The following is a 25,620-nucleotide window of genomic DNA, read 5'->3' as shown; positions in this document are numbered from 1 at the left end:
GGTCACAGTTCACGCACCTTCTGCCGACGCACGATCCAGATGAAGAACGGCGCACCGATGATCGCGGTGATGATGCCGACCTGGATCTCCTCGGAGGACGGCGAGACGACCCGGCCGACGACGTCGCTCGCGAGCAGGAGTGCGGCACCGGCCATCGCCGAGAACGGCAGCAGCCAGCGGTGGTCCGTGCCGATCAGCATCCGGCAGACGTGCGGGATCACGAGGCCGATGAATCCGATCGGACCAGCGATCGCGGTCGCCGCGCCGGCGAGGATGACCGCGCCGAGCGCGGACACCAGCCGGGTGCGGAACACGTTCTCGCCGAGGCCCTTGGCCATGTCGTCGCCCAGCGCGAGCGAGTTCATGCCTCGCGCGCTCGCGAGGCAGATGAGGGCGCCGAGCGCGAGGACCGGCGCTGTCAGCGCGATACGCGGCCACTCGGCTCCGCCGACCCCGCCGATCTGCCACGACTGGAAGGCCTGCAGCAGGTCGACGCGAGGAAGCATGACGGCGCTGATGAGCGCGGCGAAGGCGGCGGAGGTGGCTGCCCCCGCGAGGGCGAGCTTGAGGGGCGTCGCTCCGCCCCGGCCGAGCGAGCCGACCGTGTACACGAACGCGGCCGCGACGGCGGCACCGGTGATCGCGAGAGCCATCTGCCCGTAGGGGTTGGTGAGTCCGAGGAACGCGAGTCCCAGCACCACCGCGAAGGACGCACCGTTCGACACCCCGAGGATGCCGGGGTCGGCGACCGGGTTGCGGGTCACCGCCTGCATGGTCGCGCCCGACAGTGCGAGAGCCGCTCCGACGAGAAGCGCGAGGACCGTGCGCGGGATGCGCTTGACGACCGCGGCTTCGGCGATCGTGTCGGCGTGCCCCGACAGTGCGGCCCCGATGTCGTCGAGTGTGACGGCGCGCACGCCGAAGCTCACCGACAGCGCGCACAGCACGAGGAGCACGCCCGCTCCGGCCAGCAGCCAGAGGGTACGCGCCCACGCCGGGCGTCGCAGGTCTGCGATGCCCGGCGTGGGTTCGGTGACAACGGTCACGGGTCAGAGCGGAGTGGTGCGCGCGATCACTGCGCGAGCGGCGCAGCCAGGGCCTCGAAGTACTTGTCGATGCCCCACGGGATGGACAGCGGCGTCGGGTTGGCCGATGCCGCGAGCGGGGTGGAGTCGGGCAGCACGGCGACGCGGCCCTCGGCGATCGCGGGGATCTTCGACAGCAGCGGGTCGGCCTGCAGCAGGGCGAGGGTCGAGTCGTCACCGTACGTGATGATGAGGTCGACGTCGTCGAACTTCGCCGCGTCCTCCGCGCTGACCTGCAGGTAGAACTGGTCGGTGTCGGCATCCGCCTCGAGCAGCGAGGAGAGCGGCATCCCGAGCTCGTTGAGGTAGCCGACGCGCGGGTCGATCGGGGTGTAGTACCCGATCTGGCTCAGGTCGGTCGGGTCGACGAAGAAGAACATCGCCTTCTTGTCCTTGAGGTCGCCCTGCGCGTCGAGCGCGGCCTCGGCGTCGGCGTGCAGCTCCTCGATGAGCGCGTCGCCCTTGTCCTCGAGCCCGAGAGCCTTCGAGTTCATCTCGATCATCTCGTCGACGGTGGTGCCCCAGGGGATGTCGGGGTACGCGACGACCGGCGCGATCTTGGAGAGCGTGTCGTACTCCTCCTGAGTGATCGCGGAGTACGAGGCGAGGATGACGTCGGGCTGCGTGTCGGCGACGGCCTCGAAGTCGATGCCGTCGGTCTCGTCGAACAGCACGGGGGTTTCTCCGCCGAGCTCGTCGAGCTTGTCCTCGACCCAGGGCAGGATGCCGTTGTCGTCGTCGTCGCCCCAGGTCGCCTTGCTCATGCCGACCGGCACGACGCCGAGGGCCAGCGGCACCTCGTGGTTGGCCCAGGCCACCGTGGCGACGCGGTCGGGCTTCGACTCGATCGTGGTCTCGCCGTACACGTGCTCGATCGTGACGGGGAACGCGCCGTCGTCGGCCGGGTTGGCACCCGCATCCGATCCGGTGTCGCTCGAGGTGGCGCAGGCGGTGAGGCCCACGGCGAGGGCCGCGGCGACGCCGGCGGCGATGAGACGGGAGGTGCGCACGGGAATGCCCTTCCAGGTAGAGGTGAGGGGTGCGGCGCAGATCGGGGCGCCAGGCTTTGGTAAGCCTGGCCTAATCTAACAGAAAGTAAGGCATGCCTCATCTCGTGATACGAAATGCCGGAATGCAGAAGCCGGCCGGATCCGTGAGGATCCGGCCGGCTCAGGAAGTCAGCGCGCGCTCAGAGAGCGCGGATGTTCGCCGCCTGCATGCCCTTGGGGCCACGCTCAGCGTCGAATTCGACCTTCTGGTTCTCGCGGAGCTCCTTGAAACCGGAGCCGGCGATCGCCGAGTAGTGAGCGAAGAGGTCCTCAGAACCGTCATCAGGAGCGATGAAGCCGAAGCCCTTCTCCGCGTTGAACCATTTCACAGTGCCAGTGGCCATGTGTTTTCTACTTTCTGTTGATACGGCCGCTCTCGCGGCCTACGCCGCGACGGAAGATCCGACGCGCACGCCCGGTCAACGTATCACGGCAGGTTGCCGTGTCGCCGAGAATTCATCGCCGCGATGCTTCACGGCCGCTTCGGTGCGGCTGCTCACGCCGAGCTTCCGGAGGACCGCGGAGACGTGCACGCTCACGGTCTTGACGCTGATGAACAGGCGCTCGCCGATCTGGCGATTGCTCAACCCCTCGGCGAGGAGCTCCAGCACCTGACGTTCGCGCGCCGTGAGTGCGTCGGTCTCGGAGTCCTCCACGACGACGGGTGTGCGCAGCCCGGCAGCACTGGCGTAAACCCCGATCCCACGGATGAGCCGATCGTGGCCGAGCGCTTCGGCGATGCGTGCGGCTTCGTCGAGCACGGCTCCCGCCTCGGCGCGCTCCCCGGCGCCGACGAGCAGCCGCGCGAGCTCGAGGCGGGCCATGGCGCGGAACGTCACGGGAACGTCGTCGCCGTCGACCAGAGCGACCGCCACCCGCAGCGCCTCGAGCGACGGGGACAGGAACGCGTCGAGGATCGTCTCCCACGCGTCGCCGCGCAGCTGTTCGGGCTGGGCGAGCCAGGCGGCACGCACCTCGTCGATCGCGTCGCCGACCTCGGCGCCGCTCGCGTGCAGCTCAGCGATCAGCCACCCGGCCTCCAGTAGCAGCCGCCTCTCGTGCAGCAGCGCGGGGCCGTCGTCACGCAGCATCTGCAGGATCTCGTCGAGCGCCCCGAGGTCGTCACCGCGGCTCTCGGCAACGGCCACGCGCATCATGACCTCGTCGTACCAGATCTGCCGCTCGTCCCGTCCGGCCTCCTCGAACATCGGGTGCCACTCCCGTACGATCTCGGCGGCCTCCTCATGACGGCCCCGCCACGACAGCACCCGCACTCGGGTCATGGTCGCGTAGGTCTGGAAGATGCGCAGCGTCTCCTGCGAGAGCTCGCGCGCGAGCATCCCCTCGACCCGCTCGACCTCGCCGAGCTCGAGCAGAGGCACCGCCATGTTCTGCGTCATGATCGCGCCCGTCGTGCGCTCGACGCCGAAGTCGCGAGCCCGCTCCAAGCCCTCTCCGGCCACACGTACCGCGTCTCGATACCGGCCGAGGAGGCCGAGCAGATCGGAGTAGTTGACTCGGTACCGCAGCTCGGCGTTCGTGGTGTCCGCCCGCGACATCGCCCGGGCGTACTCCTCGTGCGCCTCCGCGATCCGGCCGAGATGCGCCAGCGAGCCGCCGCGGACGTTGGCCGCGATCGACGCCTCCTCCGCGGATCCCGCGGCCTCGGCGCGGTCTCCCGCCTCCGTCGCCAGCTCGACCGCGTCTTCGAGGCGTGCGGCCACCATGTAGCGACTCGCGAGCTGGTTGAGGATAGAGGCGCGCAGACGATCGTCGTCGACGCGGCCGTCGAGCACCGCGAGCGCCTGCTGCAGCAGCGGGATCGCTCCGGTGCGCCCGACGTTCATCGTGTAGTAGGCCTTGTCGCGGAGCAGTCTCGCGTGCAAACGCGGGTCGACGGTCTCGGGGTCGACCTCGGCGAGCGCGAGGTTCACCACGGCGAGCGCGCGCTCTCCGTCGCCGCCGTTGCGCAGCACCGAGCCGAGCGACCGCAGGAACTCGAGCCGCGGCACGGCGACGGCGCTCTCGGCATCCGGCACCTGCATCCAGAGATCCAGAGCGCGTTCGCCGAACCGACCCGCGCTCGCGAACGCGAACCGCGACTTCGCGTCCGACATCGCCGTCACCGCTGCGGCCAGCGCTCGCGGGGCATCCTGTGCGAGCTGCCAGTGATAGGCGAGCGCCGCCGCATCGACCTTCTGACGGGCGGCGTCGGCCTCCATCCGCTCCGCGTACGTGCGGTGAAGTCTCGCGCGCTCCCCGGGCAGCAGGTCGTCGTGCACGGCCTCGCGCAGCAGCGCGTGGCGGAAACGATACGTGTCGTCGACCACCACCAGGATGCCGCTGGACGTCGCCTCGCGGATCGCCTCGTCGAGCTGCGGCTCCGGCAGGCCGACGAGCCCGGCGACCAGGGGGTGCGGAAGGGGCCGCTCGGCACCCGACACGACCTGGACGACACGACGCGCGTCGTCGCCGAGGCGGTCGAAGCGGGCGAGCAGCAGATCGCGCAGTGTGCCGGGGAGCGGGCCGGTCGAGCATCCGGCGATCTCCTCGACGAAGAAGGGCACTCCCTCGGCTCTCGTCTGGATGCGCTCGGCCACCGTGTCGCTGAGCGCATGTCCCGTGATCGCCTCGGCCAGCGCACGCGCCGCGCCCGGGCTGAGACGGTCGACCTGCACACGCTCGATCAGCCGCGCCCGCGTGGACTCGCCGATGAAGGAGCTCACCGCATCGCCGCGGCGGACGTCGTCGGAGCGGCACGACAGCAGGATCAGGATGCGCCCCTGCGGAATCCTGCGCAGCAGGAACGAGAGGATCGCAAGAGTGGAGTCGTCGGCCCAGTGCAGGTCTTCGACCACCAGCACCTGCGGCGCGTTCTCGGCGGCGACCTCGACGAGGGCCGCGATCGCATCGCGCACCCGGTCGGGACTCGTCTGCGAGCGCTCGGTGGGGTGGAGTTCGGGGAGCAGCACGCCCAGCGCCTCGACGCCGACGCCCAGCTCATCGCGCACGCGGTCGACACCCAGCGCGGCGACGATAGACCGCAGGATGCCGGTGATCGGCCCGAACGGGGTCCGCGAAGCTCCGAGGTCGAGGCACCAGCCCACGTGCACGTCGGCCCGGTTCGCCACCTCAGCGCCGAACTCGCGCAGCAGTCGCGATTTGCCGATACCGGCCTCGCCCTCGACGAGCAGCGCGGTCGGCACGCCGCCCACCGCACGCTCGAACGCCGCGCGCACCGCGGCGGACTCGACCTCGCGGCCGATCATCGCGGTGCTGGAGACGGGGGCCATGGATTCATCGTGCCACCCGCCTCCGACATCCGCGCGGGTCTCCGCCCTCGGCGGAACCCCGGGCGTGATCACCGCGCGGAGGCGGGTTCGCACACCGCGGAGCGTCCGCTGCGCGTGGCCTCGGAACGGCGGGCGGCGGAGCCGCGCAGCATCCGCTCCCACAGCCTCCGCAGCGGTCCGGCGCCGCGGGGGACGAGCTGATCGGCGTGCTCCCGCAGGAAGCGGCGTCGTTCGGCGGCGCGCTGCAACTGCTCCTGGTCGTGCTGGGTGACCTTGTAGGCGAGATACGGGTGCTCGTACATGACATCTCCTCCGTCGATGTCCCCACACTCCGCTCTGAGGCACCCCCTCGACATCGGGCAGATGCCCTATCTTCCGCAGGCCGACGCATCAGACGCGACGGGCGCGCACGCGACGAGGCCCGGACGCGTCATCCGCCGTCCGGGCCTCGCCGCCTGGGGTCCGTGCTCAGGGAGCCTGCGCTCAGGCCTTCACGTCACCACGCCACGCGCCGGTCTCCTCGCCGCGCTTCTCGATGAACGTCTTGAAGTTGTGCAGGTCCTTCTTGACCGCGTGCGATCCGGCGCCGACGAGGGAGCCGACCTTCTCGAGCAGGCCCTCGGGCTCCCAGTCGATCTGCGCCGTCACGCGCGTCTCGAGGTCGCCGAGCTTGTGGAACGTCACGACGCCCGCATGCTCGGTGTCGCCGCCGACGCTCTTCCAGGCGACACGCTCGTCGGGGTGCTGCTCGGTGATCTCGGCGTCGAACTCGCGCGTCGCTCCGCCGACCTTGACCGTCCACCGCGTGTGCGTGTCGTCGAGCTGCACGATCGACTCGACCTCGTCGAGGAACTGCGGGAAGCTCTCGAACTGGGTCCACTGGTTGTAGACGATGTCGACGGGGACGTGCACGTCGACGGTCTCGATGATCTGCACCATGGGATGCTCCTGTCTTCTCGTCGGGTTCTGGGTGTCATCCCATTCAGCGCGACGGCGACGGCCTTCGCGATGGGGTTGACACGTGCGAGCACCTCGCACATGATCGCGCGACGACTCGGGTCCTCCCCCGACGCGAGTAGCGTGGAGGGATGCGCATCCCCGCCGCGATCCGCGCCTCCCAGCGCTCCCCGCTGCTGCAGGTCGTGAAGTCCGCGGCGGCGACCATCGCGGCCTGGCTGCTCGCGGGATGGGTCGTACCGGGACAACTGCCGGTGTTCGCGGCCATCGCCGCCCTCCTCGTGGTGCAGCCGAGCATCAACCAGTCGCTGTCGAAGGCGCTCGAGCGCAGCATCGGCGTGATCGTCGGCGTCGTGATCGCGGTCGCGCTCGGCCTGCTGCTCGGCTCCCCCAGTTGGATCGTGCTGCTCGCGATCGTCGTCGCGATGCTCGTCGCCTGGGTGTTCCGCGCGACGCCGGGCACCGGCAACCAGGTCGCGATCTCCGCGATGCTCGTGCTGGCCCTCGGCTCCACCCCCGACTACGCGCTCGCCCGCATCTTCGAGACGATCATCGGCGTCGTGATCGGCATCGTCGTGAACGCGGTCATCGTGCCGCCGGTGCTCGTCGCCCCCGCCCGCCGCGACCTGGGGCTGTTGGGCGGAGAGCTCGCCGCGAGCCTCGACCGCCTCGCCGATGCCCTGCCCGAGCCGCAGTCGCCCGCGCAACTGCAGGAGCTGATGCTCGAGGTGCGGCTGCTGCGTCCCATGAAGGATGCGGCGTCGGCATCCATCGCGGCGGGCGAGGAGTCGCTCACGCTCAACCCGCGCCGCTCGACCCATCGCCGGGATCTCGCCGAGATGCGCGCGCTGCTCGACCGCCTCACCCCGATCGTCACGCAGACGATCGGCATGACCCGCGCCTACTTCGACCACTACGACGACACGATCGGCCGGGAACCCGCCGTCACGGCGATCGCCGACCAGCTGCGCAGGGCAGGGCACGACGTCCGTCTCGCGGTGCAGATCGCCGACGTCGCCCGCGAGCCGGAGGCGCTGACCTCGGCTATCCCGGCGCTCACCGCCCCTCTCGTGATACGCCCGCCGTCCTCGGACCACTGGATCCTCATCGGCTCGCTCATGGAGGACCTGCGTCGCATCCGCGCGGAACTGGTCGACGAGGACTGAGGGCGAGTCAGTCCCTCTCGGCCTCGACGTCGCTGCTGTGCCGGCCGTCGTCGTCCCCGTCGGAGGGCAGCGCCGTGGGCATCCCGCCCTTGTTGTCCTCGGAACCGAGGTTGTCGTTCTCCTCCGGGCCGGGCGAGGGCTCGGTGCTGATGTCGGTGCGGTCGGTGTCGATGTCGTCGTGTCCCATGATCGGTCCTCTCTCTTCGTCCCTGCGACGCTACGGGTGGGACGCCGTCGGCGCAGGGGTCTTGACAACCTCCCGCACGACGATCTCGCCGCCTACCCTGGAGTCATGCCAGGGATGACCGTCGCCGAAGCCCGCTCCGAGCTCGCCGCTCTCGAGGATCCGAAGATGCGCGCCGCGAACGAGAAGCGCGGCGACGACCACGGCATCAACCTCAGCCGGATGCGCGCGCTCGCGAAACGCATCAAGACGGATCACCCGCTCGCCCAGGAGCTCTGGGCCACGGGCGACACCGCGGCCCGGCTGCTTGCGCTGCTGATCTGCGCGCCGAAGGCGTTCACGGCCGACGAGCTCGACGCGATGATCCGCGAGACCCGCCCACCCAAGGTGAACGACTGGTTCGTGAACTATGTCGCGAAGAAGACGCCGCGCGCCGAGGAGATGCGGTTGCGCTGGTTCGACGACCCCGATCCGACGACCGCGGCGGCCGCGTGGGCACTGACGAGCGTGCGGGTCGCCAAGGATGCCGAGGGCCTCGATCTGCCGCACCTGCTCGACCTGATCGAGCGCGACCTGCAGACGGCGCCCGCGCGCCTGCAGTGGTCGATGAACGAGACGCTCGCGACCATCGGGATCTTCCACCCCGACCTGCGGGATCGGGCGCGGGACATCGGCGAGCGTCTGCAAGTGCTCGCCGACTACCCGACCGCCCCCGGCTGCACGTCGCCGTTCGCGCCGATCTGGATCGACGAGATCGTCCGGAGACGCGAGGGCTGAGCATCCTCATCGGCGACGGCCGTACGCTGAGGCCATGAGTACGCACATCGCCGCCGAGCCCGGCCAGATCGCCCCCATCGTCCTGTTCCCCGGGGACCCGCTGCGGGCGAAGTGGATCGCCGAGACCTTCCTCGACGACGCCGAGCTGTACTCCGAGACCCGCGGGATGCTGGGCTACACCGGCACCTGGGAGGGGCACCGCGTCTCGGTGCAGGGCTCGGGCATGGGGCAGCCGTCGATGGCGATCTACGCGAACGAGCTGTTCGACTCCTACGGGGTCGAGACGATCGTGCGCGTCGGCTCGTGCGGGGCTCTGACCGAGAAGCTCGCGGTGCGCGACATCGTCATCGCGAACGGCGCGTGCACGGACTCCGGCATCAACCGCGTGCGCTTCCACGGCCTCGACTACGCGCCCGTCGCGGACTTCGGGCTGCTGCGCGCGGCGGTCGAGGCCAGCGAGTCCGAGGCGATCGACTCGGCCGTGCACGTGGGACTGCTGTTCTCGAGCGACCAGTTCTACAGCACGCGCCCCGAGCTCACCGAGCCCTTCGTGAAGCACGGGGTGCTCGGCGTCGAGATGGAGGCCGCGGGGCTGTACACCCTCGCCGCGTACTACGAGCGCCGCGCGCTGGCGATCTGCACGGTCTCCGATCACATCGTCACCGGCGAGGAGACCACGGCCCAGGAGCGCGAGCAGACGTTCGGCGACATGATCCGCATCGCGCTGCGCGCCGCGACCTCGGTCTGAGGGCTGGGCTGTCCCCTGTCATAACTCCGGAGAACCCGCCGGCCTCGCTCCGATAGCTCGCCTACGCGCTCGAAGCGAACCGTTTCTCCGGAGTTGTGGCGGGATGAAAGGATCGGAGGATGCTCCTCGACCCGACGACCCTGCCCGACGGCTCCGACGCGGATGCCGTCTACACGGCGTTCGTGGAATGGGTCGAGTCCACCGGCATCTCGTTGTACCCCGCGCAGGACGAGGCCCTGATCGAGATCGTCTCGGGCAACAACCTCATCCTCTCGACCCCCACCGGCACAGGGAAGTCGCTCGTGGCGGTCGGCGCGCACTACGCCGCGCTCGTCGAGGGCCGTCGCTCGTACTACACGGCCCCCATCAAGGCCCTGGTGAGCGAGAAGTTCTTCGCGCTGGTCGACGTGTTCGGCGCCGCGAACGTCGGCATGATCACGGGCGACTCCTCCGTCAATGCGGACGCACCGATCATCTGCTGCACCGCGGAGATCCTCGCGAACCTCGCTCTGCGCCAGGGGACGGAGACGTGCGTCGGCCAGGTCGTGATGGACGAGTTCCACTTCTACGCGGACCCGGACCGCGGATGGGCGTGGCAGGTGCCGCTGCTCGAACTCCCCCAGGCGCAGTTCGTGCTGATGTCGGCCACGCTCGGCGACGTCACGCAGCTCGCCTCCGACCTCACACGGCGGACGGGTCGCGACACGGCATCCGTCACGGGCGTCGAGCGGCCGGTCCCGCTGCATTACTTCTACGAAACGACGCCGATCCACGAGACGATCGACGATCTGCTCGGCACGGGCCAGGCCCCGATCTACGTCGTGCACTTCTCGCAGGCGGCGGCGATGGAGCGCGCGCAGGCCCTCTCGAGCACGAAGGTCGCGACGCGTGAGCAGCGCGACGAGATCGCGGCTCTGATCGGCGGGTTCCGCTTCACCACGGCGTTCGGCAAGACGCTCTCGCGCTTCCTGCGCGCGGGCATCGGCGTGCACCATGCCGGGATGCTGCCGAAGTATCGCCGCCTGGTCGAGCAGCTCGCGCAGCGCGGGCTGCTCCGCGTGATCTGCGGCACCGACACGCTCGGCGTCGGGATCAACGTGCCGATCCGCACCGTGCTGCTGACGGCGCTGACGAAGTTCGACGGCACCCGGATGCGGCAGCTCAACGCGCGGGAGTTCCATCAGATCGCGGGTCGCGCCGGCCGCGCCGGATACGACACCGCGGGGACCGTGGTCGCGCAGGCGCCGGAGCACGAGAGCGAGAACATCGCCGCGATCAAGAAGGCCGGCGACGACCCCAAGAAGAAGCGCAAGATCATCCGCAAGAAGGCGCCGGACGGCTTCGTGTCGTGGGGCGAGCCCTCGTTCCGCAAGCTGATCGACGCCGAGCCCGAGACGCTGACCTCGCACATGCAGATCACGAGCGCCATGATGCTCAATGTGATCGCTCGCGGCGGCGACGTCTTCGCGAATATGCGCGCATTGGTATACGACAACCACGAACCGCGAGCGCGGCAGCGTCAGCTCGCGCTCCGCGCTCTTGGCATCTACCGCACGCTCCTCGAGTCAGGCGTGGTGGAACAGGTGCCGGTCGTTGAGCGAGCGGGCTCCCCGGTCGTTGAGCGAGCGGAGCGAGACGAAACGCGCCACACCGTGTACGACATCCGCCTCACGGTCGACCTGCAGCCCAACTTCGCGCTCAACCAGCCGCTGTCGCCGTTCGCCCTCGCGGCATTCGACCTGCTCGACCCCGACCCCGCCGCGGGCACGGGCACCGGCTCGTACGCGCTCGACATGATCTCGATCGTCGAGGCCACCCTCGACGATCCGCGCGCCGTGCTGAGCCAGCAGGAGTTCCTCGCCCGGGGCGAGGCTGTCGCCGCGATGAAGCGCGAGGGCATCGAGTACGACGAGCGCATGGAGCTGCTCGAGGAGGTCACGTACCCGAAACCTCTGGACGAGCTGCTGAGCGCCGCGTTCGAGACGTACAGCGCGGCGCAGCCGTGGATCCGCGACTTCGAACTGCATCCCAAGTCCGTCGTCCGCGACATGTACGAGCGAGCCATGTCGTTCGGGGAATACGTCGCGTACTACAAGATCGCGCGCTCCGAGGGCGTGGTGCTCCGCTACCTGTCCGACGCGTATCGCGCGGCCTCGCAGACCATTCCCGAGGAGCTCAAGGACGAAGACCTCCGCGACCTGATCGAGTGGCTCGGCGAGCTCGTCCGCCAGGTCGACTCGAGCCTGCTCGACGAGTGGGAGGAGCTCGTCGCGGGCGTGCCGCAGGACCACGAGGACGAGCCGATCGTGCCGCCGGCACCGAAGCGCCTCACCGCGAACGTCCGCGCCTTCCGCATCCTCGTGCGCAACGAGATGTTCCGCCGGGTGCAGCTCGCCGCGCGCGAGGACGTCACCGCGTTGGCCGAGCTCGACCCGACTTTCGGGGCCGACGCCTGGTCGGATGCCCTCGACGGCTACTTCGCCGACCACGACGAGATCCTCACCGGGCCGAACGCCCGCAGCTCGCAGCTGCTGCTCCTCACCGAGGGCGCGACGGAGTGGACCGTGCGTCAGATCATCGACGACCCCGCCGGCGACCACGACTGGGGCATCTCCGCGACGGTCGACCTCGCCGCCTCCGACGAGGAGGGCGCGGCTGTCGTCACGGTGACGGGGGTCGACCGGCTGTAGCGGCCACGATCGGCCGGTCCACGCGAACGACGCGGTCGAGGCGGGCGAGCGTCTCCCGTCGGTGGGATGCCGCGATCACGGTCGCGTCCACCTCGCTGAGCACCTGTGATATCGCCCGCTCGGTCTCGGGGTCGAGGCTCGCGGTGACCTCATCGACGATCAGGATGCGCGGCTTCCTGCACAGCGCCCTGGCGAGGGCGAGTCGCGCTCGCTGTCCGCCCGAGAGGCGCGCGCCGTGCTCGCCGAGCTCGTCGTCGAGCGTGATCCAGTCACGGGCTCCGACGCGGTCGAGTGCCAGGAGGAGCTCCTCGTCGGTCCGCCCACTCGTGCCGCGCAGCAGGTTCTCGCGCACGGTGCCGTGGAACAGCCGCGCATCCTGCTCGACGACCGCGACGGCGTCGCGCAGCTCCGCATCGGCCACCTGACGCAGAGACGTCCCCCGCCCGTCGGCGTCGACGATCTCGATGTCGCCGGAGTCCGGATCCCACAGTCGCGCGGCGAGCGCGATCACGGTGCTCTTGCCCGCCCCCGACGGACCCGCGAGTCCGACGTGCTCACCCGGTCGCACCTCGGCGGACCAGCCCTGCAGCACCCGGGTGCGGTCGTCGTAGGAGAATCCGACCTCGCGGAAGCGGATGCCGAGGGGACCCGCTGGCGGCGGACCGGCGTCGACGACCGGAACCACGACGGGCGGTCGGCGGAGCCCCGCATCCACCCGGGCGGCGCTCGCGACGAGCGGATGCAGCTCTGAGAGCGTGTGAGCGGCGTCTGCGACGGCCGCGACCCCGGAGACCGCGAGCGCGACGACCGCCGGAGCGAGCGCCGCCGACCGCGGGTCGCCGATCCCGCCGGCGAGCAGCGTCGAGGCGATCACGCCGATCACGACCCCGGTGAGGATCAGCTCACGCGCGCCGTCGATGAGGCGCGCGAGGAGCTCGCGACGGCGCGCGGTCCGCACCGAACGCCGCGTCCCCGAGACGGCCTCTCCGACGACCCGGTCCTGCAGCCCGTAGGCGAGCACCTCGCGCAATGCGCCGAGCGCGTCGACGAGCCGTTCGGACAGCTCCTCCCGCTCCGTCTGCTCCTCCGCGCCGATCCGTCGCGCGGGACCCGCTCCCGCCCAGGCGGTGAGCGCGACGACGGCCGCACCGATCACCATCACGAGGGCGGCGCTCGGCATGAGCGCCAGGGCGACGCCGAGCGCACCCGCGAACAGGGTCAGCGACGCGCCGAGCTGGGCGAGCGTGTGCGCGTAGAAGAACTCGAGCTTCTCGATGTCCGTCATCGCGACGGACGCCGCCCGTCCGGAGTGCTCGCGGCGGCGCGCTGGGACGCTGCGGGCGTAGGCGTCGAACAGGGCGACGCGCAGGCGCGCGAGCACGCGATAGGCGAGGGCGTGCGATACGTCCATCTCCCGCCACGTGAGCAGTGTGCGCAGCAGCACGAGTCCACCCATCACGAACCACCAGGCGGGCGGAGGCCACGCGCCGTGGACGACGGCTCCGCCGACGCCCCACGCCGCGAGCACGGCGATGGCCGCGAGCGCGAGCAGACTCGTGGTCGCGAGCACGTAGCTCCCGACGATGCGCCGCCACTCGGGACGCAGCGGCAGGATCAGCCGCGCGAGCACCGACGCGGTCCCGCCGTTCACGACGTCGTCGTTCATGACCGCGCCTCCACGAGCGCGCCGTCCTCGAGCACGTGCACATGCTCGAGGCGTAGGAGTGCCTCGGGGCGATGGCTGATCATGAGCACGATCCGGTCGGCCGCGACCCGCTCGAGCGTCTGCCCGACGATCTCCGCGCGGATGTCGTCGAGAGCGCTGGTGGGTTCGTCGACGAGGAGCACGGGTCGGCGTGCGAGTAGGGCGCGAGCCAGGGCCAGCCTCTGGCGCTGTCCACCGGAGAGGCTGCCTCCCGCCTCGGCGACGGGGGCGTCGAAGCCCCCGGGGAGGGCGCGGATCTCCTCGAGCACCCCGGCATCCGCGCAGGCGCGCTCGAGCGCGTCGTCGCCCGCGCCGAACAGGTCGATGTTCTCGCGCACGGTGGCCGCGAACAGCACGGGTCGTTGCGACACCACCGCCACGTCCTCGGCCTGCAACGGCCGCCCGTCGAGTTCGACGGTCCCGCGATCGGGGCGGAGGAAACCGAGCACCACGTCGAAGAGCGTGGACTTGCCCGCTCCCGATGGTCCGACGATCGCGTGCACGGCGCCACGCTTCGCACGCAGATGCACCCCGTCGAGCACGGGTCGCTCGGCGGAGGGGTAGCGGTACGACACGTCCGTGATCACGAGCTCAGCACCCGTCGGCCGGTCGGAGGCGACAGATGCCGGACGTCGGTCCGCCGTCTCGCCGTCGTCGGCGAAAGCCCCGAGCGCGCGCAGCCCCGGCACAGCGGTGAGGCCGAGGAATCCGGCGTGCCAGTGCCTCGACAGTTCGCGCACCGGACGGAACGCCTCCGACGCGAGCAGCAGCAGCATGTACACCTCCACCGCAGGAGCGCGGCCGGTCAGCACCGAGACGATCGCGACCGACGCAGCGAGCATGGCACCGGCCTGGATCGCGAAGTCCGTGATCGCGGTCTCCGCGAGCGAGGAGCGCATGACCCGCTCGGTCGCCCGCCGCAGCGCCTCCGACCGCGACTCCAACCGCGCACGGGTCGCGGGGACGTCCCCCAGTGCGCGGAGCGTCGACATGCCCCGCAGCGCCTCGAGCATGTCTCCGCTCACCGCCTCGTAGCTGTCCCAGTGCGTGAACCCTCGCCGCGCGAGCATCCGCTTCCACGCCATCGGCCCGAGAACCGCGAGAACGAGGGCGAGCGCGACCCCCGCGCCGAGTCCCGGCGACAGCACCGCGAGCGCGACGACCACCGCGATGCCGCCGACCACGAGCTGCACCACGGCCGGGAGGTACTTCGAGACGTACGCCTCGGTGCCGTCGACCCCGTCGCCGAGCGTGAGGCGTGTCGAGCCGTCACGCAGGGCGACGTCGTGCAGACGATCCGGTGTCAGCACGGCTGATACCGCCCGTGCACGCAGCGCCTCCCGCACGCGTCCACCCAGCCGGACGGCGGCGTCACCCTGGGCCAGGCCGAGGAGCATGCGGGCGGCGCCGATCCCGAGGATCGCGCCGATCGCCGCGAACACGCCCCCGGCGTCGCCGTGCACGAGGGCCGCGAGCGCGACCGCGAGGGCGAGGGCCTGTGCGACGTAGGTGGCGAACACGAGGAGTTGGAGCAGGATGCTCGCGAGGAGGAGCCGCGGGTGACGCCGCGCCTCCCGCCAGAGCTCGTGAACGATCATCATGGGTGGTCTCCCGTCGGGTCGAGGAAGGCGAGGGCGTGGAACGTCCATCGGTCGCCCTGCGCGGGGAGACCGGAGACGGCGCGAGTGCCCGCTCCGCGCAGCGCCGCGGCGTAGGCGAGGCGGGCGGCGGCGAGGTGGCCCGCCCAGAGCGCGTGGGCGAGTGCTGCGGGGGACGATGCGACGGGGACCGACCAGGAACGCACGGACGCAGCGCCGCGGACCCATGCCTGCCCCGAAGCGCGGGCGATCCGTTCGACGCCGTTCAGCGGGCGGCGGCGCTCGGCACGGGCGAGGAAGACGTCGACGCTCGGCGATCGACGTCGCCCGAGGGCGTGGACCGCCGCGGGCGCGAGGTCGGGCCGGGCCGAGACGTCGAAGGCGACGAGCGGGATCTCCGGGGCGAGCCCGAGATCGGTCCAGAGGTGTGCCCGTGCAGCCGGCGGGACGGCGAGCAGTGCACGCATCCGCGCGGACGGGCCGACCCGCACGGAGGTCGACGGCCGACCGAGTACGAACTCCGCGGCCGCGAGCGCATAGGCCGCATCGGCGATCCACAGCGGCCAGGCACGGTGGCGGTAGCGGCCGAACGATCGTCCCGGCTGCACCGTGAACACGATCGTGGTGGCGGGCGACGGCGCGCCCTCGGGCCATCCGGCTACGCGTTCGACGGCGGCATCGCGCTGACGGGCCACGCCGTGCTCGTGATCGAACGCCCAGCGCTCACCGCCCGCGACGACATGCGTCTGCACCGGGTAGCACGCGCCTGCGGACGGAACGGGTCGACGTCGGATGCCGGTCGCCGTGCCGTCGGGGGCACGATGGGGCTCACCGGAACGCCACAGCGCCTCGACCAGACCGGTGAGCTCCGCCCCGGGGTCGTCGATCACGGCCCCCGCGCTCTGCCAGGCGTTGGCTCGGGGCCCGGGCGGCAGCGGATCCCCCGGCGCCTCCGCCGTGAGCGCGCGGGCGAGGGGACGGCCGAGCGGCCGGTCGAAAGCATCGGTCATGGGATCCGCCTCACATGTGCGGTGCGGGCAGGAGCGTGAAGTCCTCGGGTCCGCCGCTCCAGGCCGAGCGCCACCCGCGCTCCTGCGCGGCGTCGCGGAAGCGCGGCATCCCAAGGTACGAGAACGCCGCGGGGGCGTTGGGCACGAGACCCGTGACGAGCGAGCGCACGACCCGGAGAGGGGTGCGTCGCACGTCGGACGTGGTGAGGTCGCGCATGAGCACGCGGTGCCCCCGACGACGCAGCCGCGCGTGGACCTCGGCCATCGTGACCGCCGGCAGGGCGCTGAGCGGGCGCACCCCGAACGCGGGATCGGTGAACCGCCGCGCCTCGACGTGCACGGCGGGGTCGAGCCATACCTGCACGTGCGCGCCCAGGTCGATGACCCGCTCGCACTGAGCGCCGGCGGCCGTGAGGTAGTCCGTGTCGGGGCGGAAGTCGAGCATCAGGCCCTTCGCCATGACCCCGGCCTCGACCGCACGGAAGACCCAGCCGTCGGCATCCGTGCAGCCTTGCGTATAGATCCAGGTGTGCACGGCCTCGAGCACGGCCTTGCGCGCCGCCTTCGCCGGGTCGAGCGCGACCGAGAACCCGGCGGCGTACAGCCCGCGCTCCTCGTCGTGCACGAGGGCCGCGATCGCGGGGGCGAACTCCGACGGCATCGCGACGAGCCAGACCCGCAGGCTGCTGCCGCGCAGGTCGTCGACCAGGCCGGGCACGCTCGCCGGATCGATGCCGAACGTCGGCCCGTCGAGGTGCCACCACACCTCCAGAGCGTCTCGTTCGATCACCTCGAGCACCCCGCGGTCGCGCGCGTCGTCGACACTCGTCCCGGTCGCGATGCCGGCGTAGTTGAGGTGGTGCGTGCGCGGGAGGTGGCGGAACCGCGACTGACGCCAGTTGAGGTGCACGAGCGCGTCGGGCAGCCAGAGCGGCCGCCCCTCGGCATCCGCTGCCCGTGCCCACAGCGCGGGGGTCGCCGCATCGAGCTCGCGGTAGGCGAAACCCTCCCGCGCGAGCTGCCAGTCCGCGAACCGGGGCAGTGCGTCGAGCGCGATCACCGCCTCTCCGTCGGCCTGCAGCTCGTCCGCGGTCGCGATCCTCAGGTCGTCGCGGGTGAGGGTCTCGGGAAGCCAATTGCCGCAGTACCGCTCGACGCCCTCGCCGATCGCCGCGATCCGCGCCTGCGCCGGGTCGCCGAACGACGTGCCCAGCGAGACCCTGTCGGCCGGCCACTCGCCGAGCGCACGCGCGTCCGACACGGATGCCGTGAGCGCGAGGTAGCGGTGCGGGGCCCCGGCCGGATGCGGGACCTCGCGCACGGAGCGGATGATGCCGGTCTCGGGGTCGACCAGGTCCTCGACCGCGAGCGGAGGGAGTGTCGTCATGTCGTGCGCGGTCATGCGGTCCTCTCGTGGCGCCAGCGGCCCGACTGCGGTTCGAAGGTGGAGCGTGAGCGTCGGCCCGGTGGGACGACGTGGCGTGCGCCGGATGCGCCCGACGGGAGACCGTGGCGCGCGAGCCAGGCGTCCAGCACACCGCCGATGCCACCCGAGTCGCGCAGTCGGGCGCGCACGTCCTCGTCGAGGATGTCCGCGCTGAGGCGATGCCCCCACGGGCCGTCGACCAGGTGCACGTCGCCGCGCCAAGAGGCCGCGAGCCGGCCCGCGTCGTCGTGGAAGAAGTCGTCGTCGCCACGGACGAGCAGGAGCGGGGCGTCGATCGCCCCGTAGGAGCGGTCGAGGTCGACGGGCGGCGCGGTCCACAGCCGCCGCCACCCCGACAGCACGGTCGACGTCCATCCCCAGTCCTGGACCGCGCGATGCACGCCGAGCCGTTCGGCGGCCGCGACCCGCGAGGTCAGCTCCTCGTCGGTCAGCGGAGGGAACGAGCGCTGCCCACGTCCGTGCTGATGCCACCAGCCGATCCGGTGGAAAAGCTGCGGACGCCCCTGCGCGTCCCAGGCCGTCTCGGCGAGTCCGAGCGCCGGTACCAGGAGCACGAGTGCGTCGACGTCGACGTCGCGAGCGGTCTCGAGCGCCGCATGGGCGTCGTACGACCCTCCCGAGAGAACGACGGGCAGCTGCGGATGCCGGGAGCGGAGTGCGGTGACGACGGAGGCGCCGTCGCCGCGCTCCGAGAGGTAGGGATTCCATTCGCCCTCTGAGGAGTGTCTGCCGCGCACGTCCTGTACGAGACAGAGGTATCCGCGGCGCGTCCAGGCACGGGCGGCGTCGCCCTGCCGCCACGCACCGTAGGGCGTGCGCAGCACCGCGATTCCGCGGGGCGTCTCGGGCTCCCAGATCCACCCGCGGAGCGCGACGCCGTCGTCGGTGAGGTGCACGTGCGGGCGGGCGTCACGCGGCGGGGTCATCGGCTCGCTCGCGGGTGCGGAGCCGGGTAGGCGATCACCGGATGCTCGGTCACGCGTCCGAGCGCCGGCACCAGCTTCCAGAGCGTGGTGCGCAGGCGCGGGAGCGTGTCGTCGTCCTGCGCCCAGGCGAGTGCCACCGTGAGCACGCGTGCGGTCACGAGCGCGACGGTCGGGGAGTCCAGAGGGCGGTCGGAGGCCGGTCCGGACCGCTGCCACGCGTCGAGCGCGCCCGGCGCGGTGCTGGCCGCGACGCGGCGCCGTGAGACGTGGGTCGCCGTAGCGTCGGCCGCCTCGGTCGCGAGCGGGTCGACGAAGACGCACTCCCCTTCGCGGTACACGCGCAGGTGGGCTGCGCCGTGGTCGGGGAGGTTGTCGAGCACGGCACGGTCACGGCGCTCGTCGGCGCCGTCGGCCACCGAGACGATCAGAGCGGCAGCCTGCACCGACGCGGCGGATGCGGTGCGCGTGACCCGCGCACCCCACTCCTTCAGGGCGCGTGAGATCTCCTCCGCGAGCACGCCTTCGCCCACGAGTCCGACCGCGCGGCGGGCTGGGGGCCAGCGCTGCTCCTCGTCGGCGTGCTCGCGCTCCTGCACCTCGAGGGTCAACCTGCTGAGATAGCCCGAGGAGTCGGCGGCGAGCGAGTCGGCGGCGAGTGCCTCGTGCAGGGCGGCCGGCGGGGACTCCAGCGCCGTGTGACGTCCGGTGCGGAGGCGGAGCAGCGGTGCCGCGCCGTGCGCGGTGACGACGTGGGCGCCCGTGGAGGGCAGCGCGGTGATGCGGGGTTCGGCGTTCATGCGGGTCTTTCCGATGGTCCCGGCCGGACGCAGGGCGCCCGGCCGGGGAGGTCGCGTCAGTGCGTCGCGACCCGGGGTGTCACTCGAAGGGGTTCTCGACGAGTGCGTTCGAGTGGGTCGCCGACAGGTGCGCCAGCTGCTCGGTCTCTTCGATCTCGGACAGGATCTGCTTGTCCATTTCCTTCTCCTTCTCTCTGTGGTCCGCCTCGCTGGGGTGCGGGCGGGGTTCACGGTGTGAACACTCCCGACTCTAGATGAGAATGATTCTCAATATCTACTAGGATCGTCGGCATGCCCTCCGTAAACCCCCTCCTCGTCGCCGATCACCGGGCCGGGACCCTCTTCTCGCTCGATGCCTCCTCCCGGCGTGTCGTCGTCCCCGACGCCTGGCTCGCCGAGCACGCCGGCTTCCTGCGACTCCCGCCCGCCGGTAACGACTCCTGGGCGTTCGCGGACGACCGCGGCGGAGCCCTCGTCGTCGGCGGCCCCGACGGTGTCCGCCGCATCCCGATCGCGATCCCCGCGGAGCACCTCGCGGCGTCCCCGGACGGCCGGCACGTGGTCGTCACCCCCGGCCTCGGCGCGAACGAGGAGGCCTGGAACGACGTCGTGACCGTCGTGGACCTCGCCCGGAACACCTCGGTGCGGTTCCGGACCCGCGCCGGGGAACCCGGTGTCCTGATCGTGCCCGACCGCGTGACCGGACGACCGATGATCGTGCTGCGGCACCGCGATCCCGGCGCGATCGAGGCGATCCCCCTGGCGGACGCGCTCGCCCTCGGCGCGCACGTGCCGGTGCTGCACGGCTCCCTGTGCTCAGACGTCGCGGACGACGGTCACGGCGATATCGTCGACCACGCGACCGGCGTCGTCGGCGTCGCCACCGGACGCGGGCTGGAGACGTTCGCGGTCGACGACGGCGTGCCACGGGCGCTCGGCGCGATCCCCTGGCCGGCGGAAGGACGCGCCTACTACCTACGCCGCGCCGGAGACACCGGACATGCGACGGGTGTGCTCCGCGGAGGTCCCGCCGATCCCTCGCGCTGGACCGAATGGACCAACGTGTTCGCCGAGATCGACCTGCACGCCGGCGCGTCCCGCACCGTGCCCCTCCCACCCGGACTCGCCTTCCGGTTCGCGCTCGCCGAGGGCAGGGCCGCGGCTGCCGTCATCCACCCCGACGGCGACGTGCTCGTCGAGATCGACCGGGACGCCGGGCGGGTCCTCCGCACGGTGCCGCTGCCCCCGCTCGGCGCTCCGCCGCAGCCGGGCAGGATGCCGTGGGATGCGGTCGACGGACGTCCCGCCCAACGCCGCGCGGTCGCGATCGATCCGCACACGGGGACCGTCGCCGTGACGGCCGGCGGCGACGGCGCGGTCCGCCTGATCGACGGCGACGATCGCATCACGACGATCGCCATGCCCGACCCGCTGGACGAGGGCGGCCACCTGCTGTGGGCGGGGCGCGGCGGCGAGTTCACCGATCCGGTGGGCCGATGAGCGCGCTCCGCACCTCGCTCGATCAGGCGCTCACTCTGCATGAGCGGCACAGTCGGCCGGGGCTGCCCGATCGCGGATTCGTGCTCGACCGCGCGGCCGACGCTCCGCTGCCCGCGATCCGACACGTCGACGGCCGCGTCGTGCTCGCCCCCGACGCGCATGTCCATCGGATGAGCCCCGCCCCGGACGGGCGTCGCATCGCGATCGAGTGGGCAGAGGACGCGGGCGAGGACGCCGTGCTCGGCATCGTCGAGGTCACGTCCGGCGCCCTGCGCCTGCATCCCGGCATCCGCCTGCGCTACGACGAGGTGCTGTGGGGCGAGGACTCCCGCTCGCTGGAGGTCGTCGCGAGTCGTGACGGGATGCTGGTCGCCCTCGACGTCGACTCCGGTGCGTGGACGGCTTCTCCCCTCGCGCCCGCCCTGCGCACGCGCCTGTTCCCCGGGGGATCCCGCGGCCTCCTCGCGCAGACCACACGCGGCGACGGCACGACCCTGCGCGACCGCGCCACCGGGACCCTGCTCGGGCGGTGGCCGGCGCTGCACCGCGCCCTTCCCCTGCGCGACGGTGTGCTGGCGTGGCACGTCGACGGCCTCGACGCACTCGACCTCTCCGGCGCGGTGCGGTGGACGCACCGCGACGCGACACTGCGGATCACCGACGTCGCCGTCGCCGCCGACGACCGCATCGTCGCGCTCGGCGTGCGGGACGGACGATCCATCGTCGTGCGCGTCGACGCCGACGACGCCCACCCCCTCGAGTTCACCGCCGTCGGCGAGGCGACCGTCACCGGGGTGAGCACCGACGACGGCATCCTGCACCTCGCGGTCGAGGGACCGCTCACGCCACCGCGGATCGTGACAGAGACGCAGGCCGCGGTCGCGAGCGACGCCGCGGTTGGAGCAACGCTGGGCGTGACGACGCGCATCGATCCGACGGCGCGGGACGGCGAGACCCTCACGGTGCACGTCACGTCACCGGTGGACGCCACGGGTCCGAGGCCGCTGCTGCTCGCCTGCTACGGGGGCTTCGGTGTGCCGCACCTCCCCGTGTTCGAACCCACCGTCCCCGCCTGGGTCGCCCATGGCGGCTCCTACGCGACGGCTCAGATCCGCGGCGGAGGCGAGCGCGGCGACGGCTGGCGCACGGCCGGGAGCGGCACCCGCAAGCAGCAGGCGGTCGACGATCTCGCCGACATCGCCCGCGACCTCGTCGACCGGGGGATCACCCTTCCCGACCTGCTCGTGCTCGTGGGCGCGTCGCTGGGCGGCGTGATCGCCGCGAGCTGCGCGCTGCAGCATCCGGGTCTGTGCGCGGGCGTCGTCACGACGGCTGCACCTCTTGACCTCCTGTCGCTCGCCGACCATCCGCTCGGGGCTCGCTGGCTGTCGGAGTTCGGCGACGACGGTACCCTCGAGGCCCGCGAGCGCCTCCGCCGCCTCTCCCCGCTCGCCCTCGCCGAGGACCGCACGGATGCCGTCGGGCTCCCCGCCTTCCTGGGGATCACGCTGGGCCGGGACTCCCGCGTGCGCGCCGTGGACACGCGCCGCACCGTCGAGGCCCTGCAGCGGGTGGGCGCCTCCGCACGTCTGTGGACCGCCCCCTCGGCCGGCCACGGCGCGAACGCCCTCACCGACCTGCACGAGCTGGGCCTCACGGTGCTGGACTTCGCCGCCGACGTGACGGGCGGTGGCGCACGATGACCTCGACAGCACGACGCGAGACGCGTCCGCAGACGAGCGCGCGCCCGGCACGACGCGGCCGACGGATGCTGCCGCTCGGCGCGACCGTGACCGTCAGCGCCGTGCTGATCGTGGTGACGGTCGTGCTGTCCGGAGCGATCGGCCCCGTGCCCGTCCCGCCGCTCGACGCCGCGAGGATCGTGATCGGGCACCTCGTGCCCGGCATGCCGTGGATGACGGACGGCTCGCTCACCCCGCTGCAGGATCAGGCCGTCTGGCAGTTCCGGCTGCCGCGGGCGCTTCTCGCGGGTCTCGCGGGCGCGGGTCTCGCCCTGGCCGGCGCGATGATGCAGGCGGTGGTGCGCAATCCGCTCGCCGAGCCGTACATCCTGGGGGTGTCGTCCGGCGCGAGCGTCGGCGCGGTCCTCGTGATCGTCTCGGGAGGGGCCGCGTTCCTCGGTCTCACGATGAGCGGCGCGGCCTTCGCGGGCGCCGTCGGCTCGTGCGTGCTCGTGGCGCTGCTGGCCCGCAACCGCGGCGAGCTGTCACCCACGCGCATGATCCTCGCCGGAGTCGCCCTGGGGTCGCTGCTGAGCGCCGTGACGAGCTACCTCACGCTGACGACCGATGCGCAGAACGTCGTGAGCGTGATGTTCTTCCTCCTCGGCAGCGTGTCCGCGGCCACCATGTCGTCGCTCGCGCTGCCCGCGATCGCCCTCGTGATCGCGCTCGTCGCGGCGGCCGGGATGTCGCGCTCGATGAACGCCCTGCTCGCGGGCGACGAGTCGGCGGTCGCGGTCGGCGTGCGCACCACCAGGGTGCGGGCGACCCTGCTCGTGGTGGCCTCGCTGCTCACCGGTGTGATCGTCGCGGTGAGCGGAGGGATCGGGTTCGTGGGACTCGTCGTGCCGCACGTCGCGCGGCTGCTCGTGGGTTCGGATCATCGCCGGATGCTGCCGGTGGCCGTGCTCGGAGGCGCGCTGTTCCTGATGGTCGCCGACCTGCTGGCCCGCACCGTCGCCGCGCCGACCGAGATCCCGCTCGGCATCCTCACGGCCTTCGTGGGGGCTCCCTTCTTCCTGTGGCTCATGCGCCGCGGTGGCGAGCGGGCGGGGTTCGACCGATGACCGTGTCGTTCGAATCCGTGAGCGTCGAGCTCGGCGGACGCCGGGTGCTGCACGACGTCGATCTCGCGGTCGGGGCCGGACGCATCCTCGGCCTGCTTGGCCCTAACGGCAGCGGCAAGTCGACGCTGCTGCGCACCCTGTTCACTGGCCGCCGTCCGCACGAGGGTCGGGTGTCGATCGACGGAGTCGACGTCGCGACCCTTGCGCCGCGCGCCCTCGCCCGCATGGTCGCGGTCATGCTGCAGGACTCCCCGTCGGAGTTCGACCTCACGGTGCGCGAGACGGTGATGGTGGGACGCTCCCCGCACCGCCCTCCGTTCAGCCGCGATACGGCCGAGGACCACCGGATCGTCACCGACGCCCTGCGCACCGCCGACGTGCTCGACCTGGAGGACCGGCTGGTGCGCCGCCTCTCGGGTGGGCAGCGGCAGCGAGTCATGCTCGCGCGCGCCCTCGCACAGCAGGGGTCGATCCTCGTGCTCGACGAGCCGACCAACCACCTCGACATCGCGCACCAGCTCGACCTCATGCGCGTGGTCAGCGGCCTCGGCACGACCGTGATCGCCGCGCTGCACGACCTCAACATCGCGGCGGCGTTCTGCGACGAGGTCGCGGTTCTCGACCAGGGGCGCCTGGTCGCCGTCGGCAGACCCGACGACGTGCTCACCCCCGGCCTCGTCGACGACGTGTTCCGCGTCACGGCACGCATCGCGACCGAGGTCGACACCGGCGCGCGCGTCATGGCCTTCCACCCCCGTCCGCACCGCGGATCATCCCCGCCCGACACCCACACCCACACCCACACAAGGAGAGACGAATGACACAGCATCCCTTCCGACCCACCCGCCTGATCATGGCGGTCACCGGCGGCCTCGGCGCGCTCGCGCTCACCGCCTGCGGCTCCGCCGTCGCGCCCGCCGGGACGACCGCCCCCGCGGGCGATGCACTCTCGATCGAGAACTGCGGCGCCACCGTCACGATCCCCGAGGTCCCGACCGCGGCCGTCGGCCTGCACCCGTCGCAGACCGAGCTGCTGCTGCGCCTCGGACTCGCCGACAGCCTCGTGGGGCAGGCCCAGGCGACCGTCCAGGAACTCCCGGCGGACGTCGCCGGCCTCGCGGCCGACGTGCCGGTGATCGGCGGGGAGACCCCCCCGAGCCGGGAGGATCTGCTCGCGGTGCAGCCCGACTTCGTCTACTCGCCCACGACCTACGAGTTCACGGCGGAGCAGGGCTTCGCGAGCATCGAGCAGCTCGCCGAGGCGGGCGTCACGGCGTACACGGCGACGGGCGGATGCTTCACGCGGCGCATGGAGGGCACGGTGGACGACCTGTTCGTCGACCTGGAGAACCTGGGCGAGATCTTCGACGTGCAGGACGAGGCCTCGGCGCTGATCGACGACTCGAAGGCGCAGCTCGCGGCGGTGGAGACGGCGATCGAGGGCCGCGAGAAGCCCCGGGTCGCGCAGATCTACGTGGACGGCACCACGCTCAGCGCGATCGGCGCCGGCGTCGAGTACGACATCCTCCGCCACGCGGGGGCGGACACGGTCTTCACGCCCGAGGACCCGCAGTTCGCGGACTTCTTCGCCGCCGAGATCACCCCCGAGTCGCTGGCCGCCGAGGCGCCGGACGCCCTCGTGTTCGCGGTCACCGACCCGGCTCACGAGGAGGCCGTGCGCGCGTACCTGACCACGACGTTCCCCGATATGCCGGCCGTGCGCGACGGTCGGCTGATCGCGGTGTCGAGCTCCGACATGTTCCCGGGCACGCTCGGGAACGTCTCGGTCGTGCGGCAGATCGCCGAGGCGCTCTACCCCGACGCCTCCTTCGACTGAGACGACGCTGCCGGGCTCCCCCCCCCCCCTGGGGAGTCCGGC

23 protein-coding genes are annotated in these 25,620 nt (G+C 71.8%); 9 read left to right on the top strand and 14 right to left on the bottom strand.

All coding sequences use genetic code 11. From position 1 onward, the window contains the following. Window positions 1-2: 2 nt before the first annotated feature. From AKH00_RS12970 to AKH00_RS12945, 6 genes are all read right to left on the bottom strand, one after another. Window positions 3-1,046: a FecCD family ABC transporter permease gene (locus AKH00_RS12970; RefSeq protein WP_050723176.1), complete on the bottom strand. Its 1,044-nt coding sequence runs from the start codon at window positions 1,044-1,046 to the stop codon at window positions 3-5. Window positions 1,047-1,072: 26 nt separating this feature from the next. Next, window positions 1,073-2,095 (bottom strand): iron-siderophore ABC transporter substrate-binding protein, encoded by a 1,023-nt coding sequence (locus AKH00_RS12965; RefSeq protein ID WP_050723175.1) that lies wholly within the window; start codon window positions 2,093-2,095, stop codon window positions 1,073-1,075. 179 nt (window positions 2,096-2,274) lie between these two features. Next, entirely contained in the window at window positions 2,275-2,478 is a 204-nt protein-coding gene (locus tag AKH00_RS12960) for a cold-shock protein (RefSeq protein WP_050723174.1), read from the bottom strand. 75 nt (window positions 2,479-2,553) lie between these two features. Further along, entirely contained in the window at window positions 2,554-5,427 is a 2,874-nt protein-coding gene (locus tag AKH00_RS18455; RefSeq protein WP_050723173.1) for a helix-turn-helix transcriptional regulator, read from the bottom strand. A 68-nt stretch (window positions 5,428-5,495) separates the two neighbouring features. Beyond that, window positions 5,496-5,729, bottom strand: a complete 234-nt coding sequence (locus AKH00_RS12950; protein ID WP_050723172.1) for a hypothetical protein — start codon at window positions 5,727-5,729, stop codon at window positions 5,496-5,498. 181 nt (window positions 5,730-5,910) lie between these two features. Next, the gene (locus AKH00_RS12945) at window positions 5,911-6,366 is read right to left on the bottom strand and encodes an SRPBCC family protein (protein ID WP_050723171.1); all 456 of its coding nucleotides are present in this window, start codon (window positions 6,364-6,366) and stop codon (window positions 5,911-5,913) included. Between the two features lie 149 nt (window positions 6,367-6,515). Between AKH00_RS12945 and AKH00_RS12940 the strand changes: the two genes are divergently transcribed. After that, window positions 6,516-7,550 carry an FUSC family protein gene (locus AKH00_RS12940; protein ID WP_050723170.1) on the top strand — a complete coding sequence of 345 codons (1,035 nt, stop codon included), beginning with the start codon at window positions 6,516-6,518 and terminating at the stop codon, window positions 7,548-7,550. Between the two features lie 7 nt (window positions 7,551-7,557). Here AKH00_RS12940 and AKH00_RS12935 read toward each other — a convergent pair whose 3' ends face one another. Beyond that, window positions 7,558-7,737, bottom strand: a complete 180-nt coding sequence (locus AKH00_RS12935; protein ID WP_050723169.1) for a hypothetical protein — start codon at window positions 7,735-7,737, stop codon at window positions 7,558-7,560. A 105-nt stretch (window positions 7,738-7,842) separates the two neighbouring features. Between AKH00_RS12935 and AKH00_RS12930 the strand changes: the two genes are divergently transcribed. The 3 genes from AKH00_RS12930 (at window position 7,843) to AKH00_RS12920 (ending at window position 11,949) form a co-directional block, all read left to right on the top strand. Continuing rightward, a complete protein-coding gene (locus AKH00_RS12930) occupies window positions 7,843-8,511 on the top strand; it encodes a DNA alkylation repair protein (protein ID WP_050723168.1) in 669 nt (222 codons plus the stop codon). Between the two features lie 34 nt (window positions 8,512-8,545). Continuing rightward, window positions 8,546-9,259, top strand: coding sequence for a purine-nucleoside phosphorylase (deoD, locus tag AKH00_RS12925; RefSeq protein ID WP_050723167.1), 714 nt, complete (start codon window positions 8,546-8,548; stop codon window positions 9,257-9,259). A gap of 119 nt (window positions 9,260-9,378) precedes the next feature. Then, complete coding sequence (locus tag AKH00_RS12920) at window positions 9,379-11,949, top strand: DEAD/DEAH box helicase (RefSeq protein WP_050723166.1); 2,571 nt, start codon at window positions 9,379-9,381, stop codon at window positions 11,947-11,949. Here AKH00_RS12920 and AKH00_RS12915 read toward each other — a convergent pair. The 7 genes from AKH00_RS12915 to amiA form a co-directional block, all read right to left on the bottom strand. Continuing rightward, window positions 11,921-13,615, bottom strand: coding sequence for an ABC transporter ATP-binding protein (locus tag AKH00_RS12915; protein ID WP_082297615.1), 1,695 nt, complete (start codon window positions 13,613-13,615; stop codon window positions 11,921-11,923). The two genes, AKH00_RS12920 and AKH00_RS12915, sit on opposite strands and share 29 nt — an antisense overlap. Then, entirely contained in the window at window positions 13,612-15,255 is a 1,644-nt protein-coding gene (locus tag AKH00_RS12910) for an ATP-binding cassette domain-containing protein (RefSeq protein ID WP_050723165.1), read from the bottom strand. Before AKH00_RS12910 ends, AKH00_RS12915 begins: the two co-directional genes overlap by 4 nt. Continuing rightward, window positions 15,252-16,262: a hypothetical protein gene (locus AKH00_RS12905; protein WP_050723164.1), complete on the bottom strand. Its 1,011-nt coding sequence runs from the start codon at window positions 16,260-16,262 to the stop codon at window positions 15,252-15,254. The genes AKH00_RS12910 and AKH00_RS12905 overlap by 4 nt, the downstream gene beginning before the upstream one ends. Window positions 16,263-16,272: 10 nt before the next feature. Continuing rightward, complete coding sequence (locus AKH00_RS12900; protein WP_050723163.1) at window positions 16,273-17,664, bottom strand: YcaO-like family protein; 1,392 nt, start codon at window positions 17,662-17,664, stop codon at window positions 16,273-16,275. Then, complete coding sequence (locus tag AKH00_RS12895) at window positions 17,661-18,635, bottom strand: CocE/NonD family hydrolase (RefSeq protein ID WP_050723162.1); 975 nt, start codon at window positions 18,633-18,635, stop codon at window positions 17,661-17,663. The genes AKH00_RS12900 and AKH00_RS12895 overlap by 4 nt, the downstream gene beginning before the upstream one ends. Next, window positions 18,632-19,432 (bottom strand): hypothetical protein, encoded by an 801-nt coding sequence (locus AKH00_RS12890; RefSeq protein WP_050723161.1) that lies wholly within the window; start codon window positions 19,430-19,432, stop codon window positions 18,632-18,634. Before AKH00_RS12890 ends, AKH00_RS12895 begins: the two co-directional genes overlap by 4 nt. A gap of 79 nt (window positions 19,433-19,511) precedes the next feature. Further along, complete coding sequence (gene amiA, locus AKH00_RS18405) at window positions 19,512-19,610, bottom strand: streptamidine family RiPP (protein ID WP_268768111.1); 99 nt, start codon at window positions 19,608-19,610, stop codon at window positions 19,512-19,514. Window positions 19,611-19,723: 113 nt separating this feature from the next. Between amiA and AKH00_RS12885 the strand changes: the two genes are divergently transcribed. The 5 genes from AKH00_RS12885 to AKH00_RS12865 are packed head-to-tail and all read left to right on the top strand — an operon-like array spanning window position 19,724 to window position 25,578. After that, a complete protein-coding gene (locus tag AKH00_RS12885) occupies window positions 19,724-20,932 on the top strand; it encodes a hypothetical protein (protein WP_050723160.1) in 1,209 nt (402 codons plus the stop codon). Then, entirely contained in the window at window positions 20,929-22,635 is a 1,707-nt protein-coding gene (locus AKH00_RS12880) for a prolyl oligopeptidase family serine peptidase (protein WP_050723159.1), read from the top strand. The genes AKH00_RS12885 and AKH00_RS12880 overlap by 4 nt, the downstream gene beginning before the upstream one ends. After that, window positions 22,632-23,741 (top strand): FecCD family ABC transporter permease, encoded by a 1,110-nt coding sequence (locus AKH00_RS12875; RefSeq protein WP_082297614.1) that lies wholly within the window; start codon window positions 22,632-22,634, stop codon window positions 23,739-23,741. Before AKH00_RS12880 ends, AKH00_RS12875 begins: the two co-directional genes overlap by 4 nt. Continuing rightward, window positions 23,738-24,562, top strand: a complete 825-nt coding sequence (locus AKH00_RS12870) for an ABC transporter ATP-binding protein (protein ID WP_050723157.1) — start codon at window positions 23,738-23,740, stop codon at window positions 24,560-24,562. The genes AKH00_RS12875 and AKH00_RS12870 overlap by 4 nt, the downstream gene beginning before the upstream one ends. Next, complete coding sequence (locus tag AKH00_RS12865; RefSeq protein ID WP_050723156.1) at window positions 24,559-25,578, top strand: ABC transporter substrate-binding protein; 1,020 nt, start codon at window positions 24,559-24,561, stop codon at window positions 25,576-25,578. Before AKH00_RS12870 ends, AKH00_RS12865 begins: the two co-directional genes overlap by 4 nt. Window positions 25,579-25,620: the final 42 nt, after the last annotated feature.

Origin of the sequence: Microbacterium sp. GCS4 (assembly GCF_001262495.1) — a bacterium.
In the GTDB taxonomy this organism is placed as follows: domain Bacteria; phylum Actinomycetota; class Actinomycetes; order Actinomycetales; family Microbacteriaceae; genus Microbacterium.
This window is presented reverse-complemented; position numbering and strand designations above follow the sequence as displayed.

Bases quoted from the DNA above. Each gene is read 5' to 3' on its own strand.
- AKH00_RS12960 (WP_050723174.1), bottom strand. From the start codon at position 2,478: ATGGCCACTGGCACTGTGAAATGGTTCAACGCGGAGAAGGGCTTCGGC.
- AKH00_RS18455 (WP_050723173.1), bottom strand. From the start codon at position 5,427: ATGGCCCCCGTCTCCAGCACCGCGATGATCGGCCGCGAGGTCGAGTCC.
- AKH00_RS12950 (WP_050723172.1), bottom strand. From the start codon at position 5,729: ATGTACGAGCACCCGTATCTCGCCTACAAGGTCACCCAGCACGACCAG.
- AKH00_RS12945 (WP_050723171.1), bottom strand. From the start codon at position 6,366: ATGGTGCAGATCATCGAGACCGTCGACGTGCACGTCCCCGTCGACATC.
- AKH00_RS12940 (WP_050723170.1), top strand. From the start codon at position 6,516: ATGCGCATCCCCGCCGCGATCCGCGCCTCCCAGCGCTCCCCGCTGCTG.
- AKH00_RS12935 (WP_050723169.1), bottom strand. From the start codon at position 7,737: ATGGGACACGACGACATCGACACCGACCGCACCGACATCAGCACCGAG.
- AKH00_RS12930 (WP_050723168.1), top strand. From the start codon at position 7,843: ATGCCAGGGATGACCGTCGCCGAAGCCCGCTCCGAGCTCGCCGCTCTC.
- deoD (WP_050723167.1), top strand. From the start codon at position 8,546: ATGAGTACGCACATCGCCGCCGAGCCCGGCCAGATCGCCCCCATCGTC.
- AKH00_RS12920 (WP_050723166.1), top strand. From the start codon at position 9,379: ATGCTCCTCGACCCGACGACCCTGCCCGACGGCTCCGACGCGGATGCC.
- AKH00_RS12915 (WP_082297615.1), bottom strand. From the start codon at position 13,615: ATGAACGACGACGTCGTGAACGGCGGGACCGCGTCGGTGCTCGCGCGG.
- AKH00_RS12910 (WP_050723165.1), bottom strand. From the start codon at position 15,255: ATGATGATCGTTCACGAGCTCTGGCGGGAGGCGCGGCGTCACCCGCGG.
- AKH00_RS12905 (WP_050723164.1), bottom strand. From the start codon at position 16,262: ATGACCGATGCTTTCGACCGGCCGCTCGGCCGTCCCCTCGCCCGCGCG.
- AKH00_RS12900 (WP_050723163.1), bottom strand. From the start codon at position 17,664: ATGACCGCGCACGACATGACGACACTCCCTCCGCTCGCGGTCGAGGAC.
- AKH00_RS12895 (WP_050723162.1), bottom strand. From the start codon at position 18,635: ATGACCCCGCCGCGTGACGCCCGCCCGCACGTGCACCTCACCGACGAC.
- AKH00_RS12890 (WP_050723161.1), bottom strand. From the start codon at position 19,432: ATGAACGCCGAACCCCGCATCACCGCGCTGCCCTCCACGGGCGCCCAC.
- amiA (WP_268768111.1), bottom strand. From the start codon at position 19,610: ATGGACAAGCAGATCCTGTCCGAGATCGAAGAGACCGAGCAGCTGGCG.
- AKH00_RS12885 (WP_050723160.1), top strand. From the start codon at position 19,724: ATGCCCTCCGTAAACCCCCTCCTCGTCGCCGATCACCGGGCCGGGACC.
- AKH00_RS12880 (WP_050723159.1), top strand. From the start codon at position 20,929: ATGAGCGCGCTCCGCACCTCGCTCGATCAGGCGCTCACTCTGCATGAG.
- AKH00_RS12875 (WP_082297614.1), top strand. From the start codon at position 22,632: ATGACCTCGACAGCACGACGCGAGACGCGTCCGCAGACGAGCGCGCGC.
- AKH00_RS12870 (WP_050723157.1), top strand. From the start codon at position 23,738: ATGACCGTGTCGTTCGAATCCGTGAGCGTCGAGCTCGGCGGACGCCGG.
- AKH00_RS12865 (WP_050723156.1), top strand. From the start codon at position 24,559: ATGACACAGCATCCCTTCCGACCCACCCGCCTGATCATGGCGGTCACC.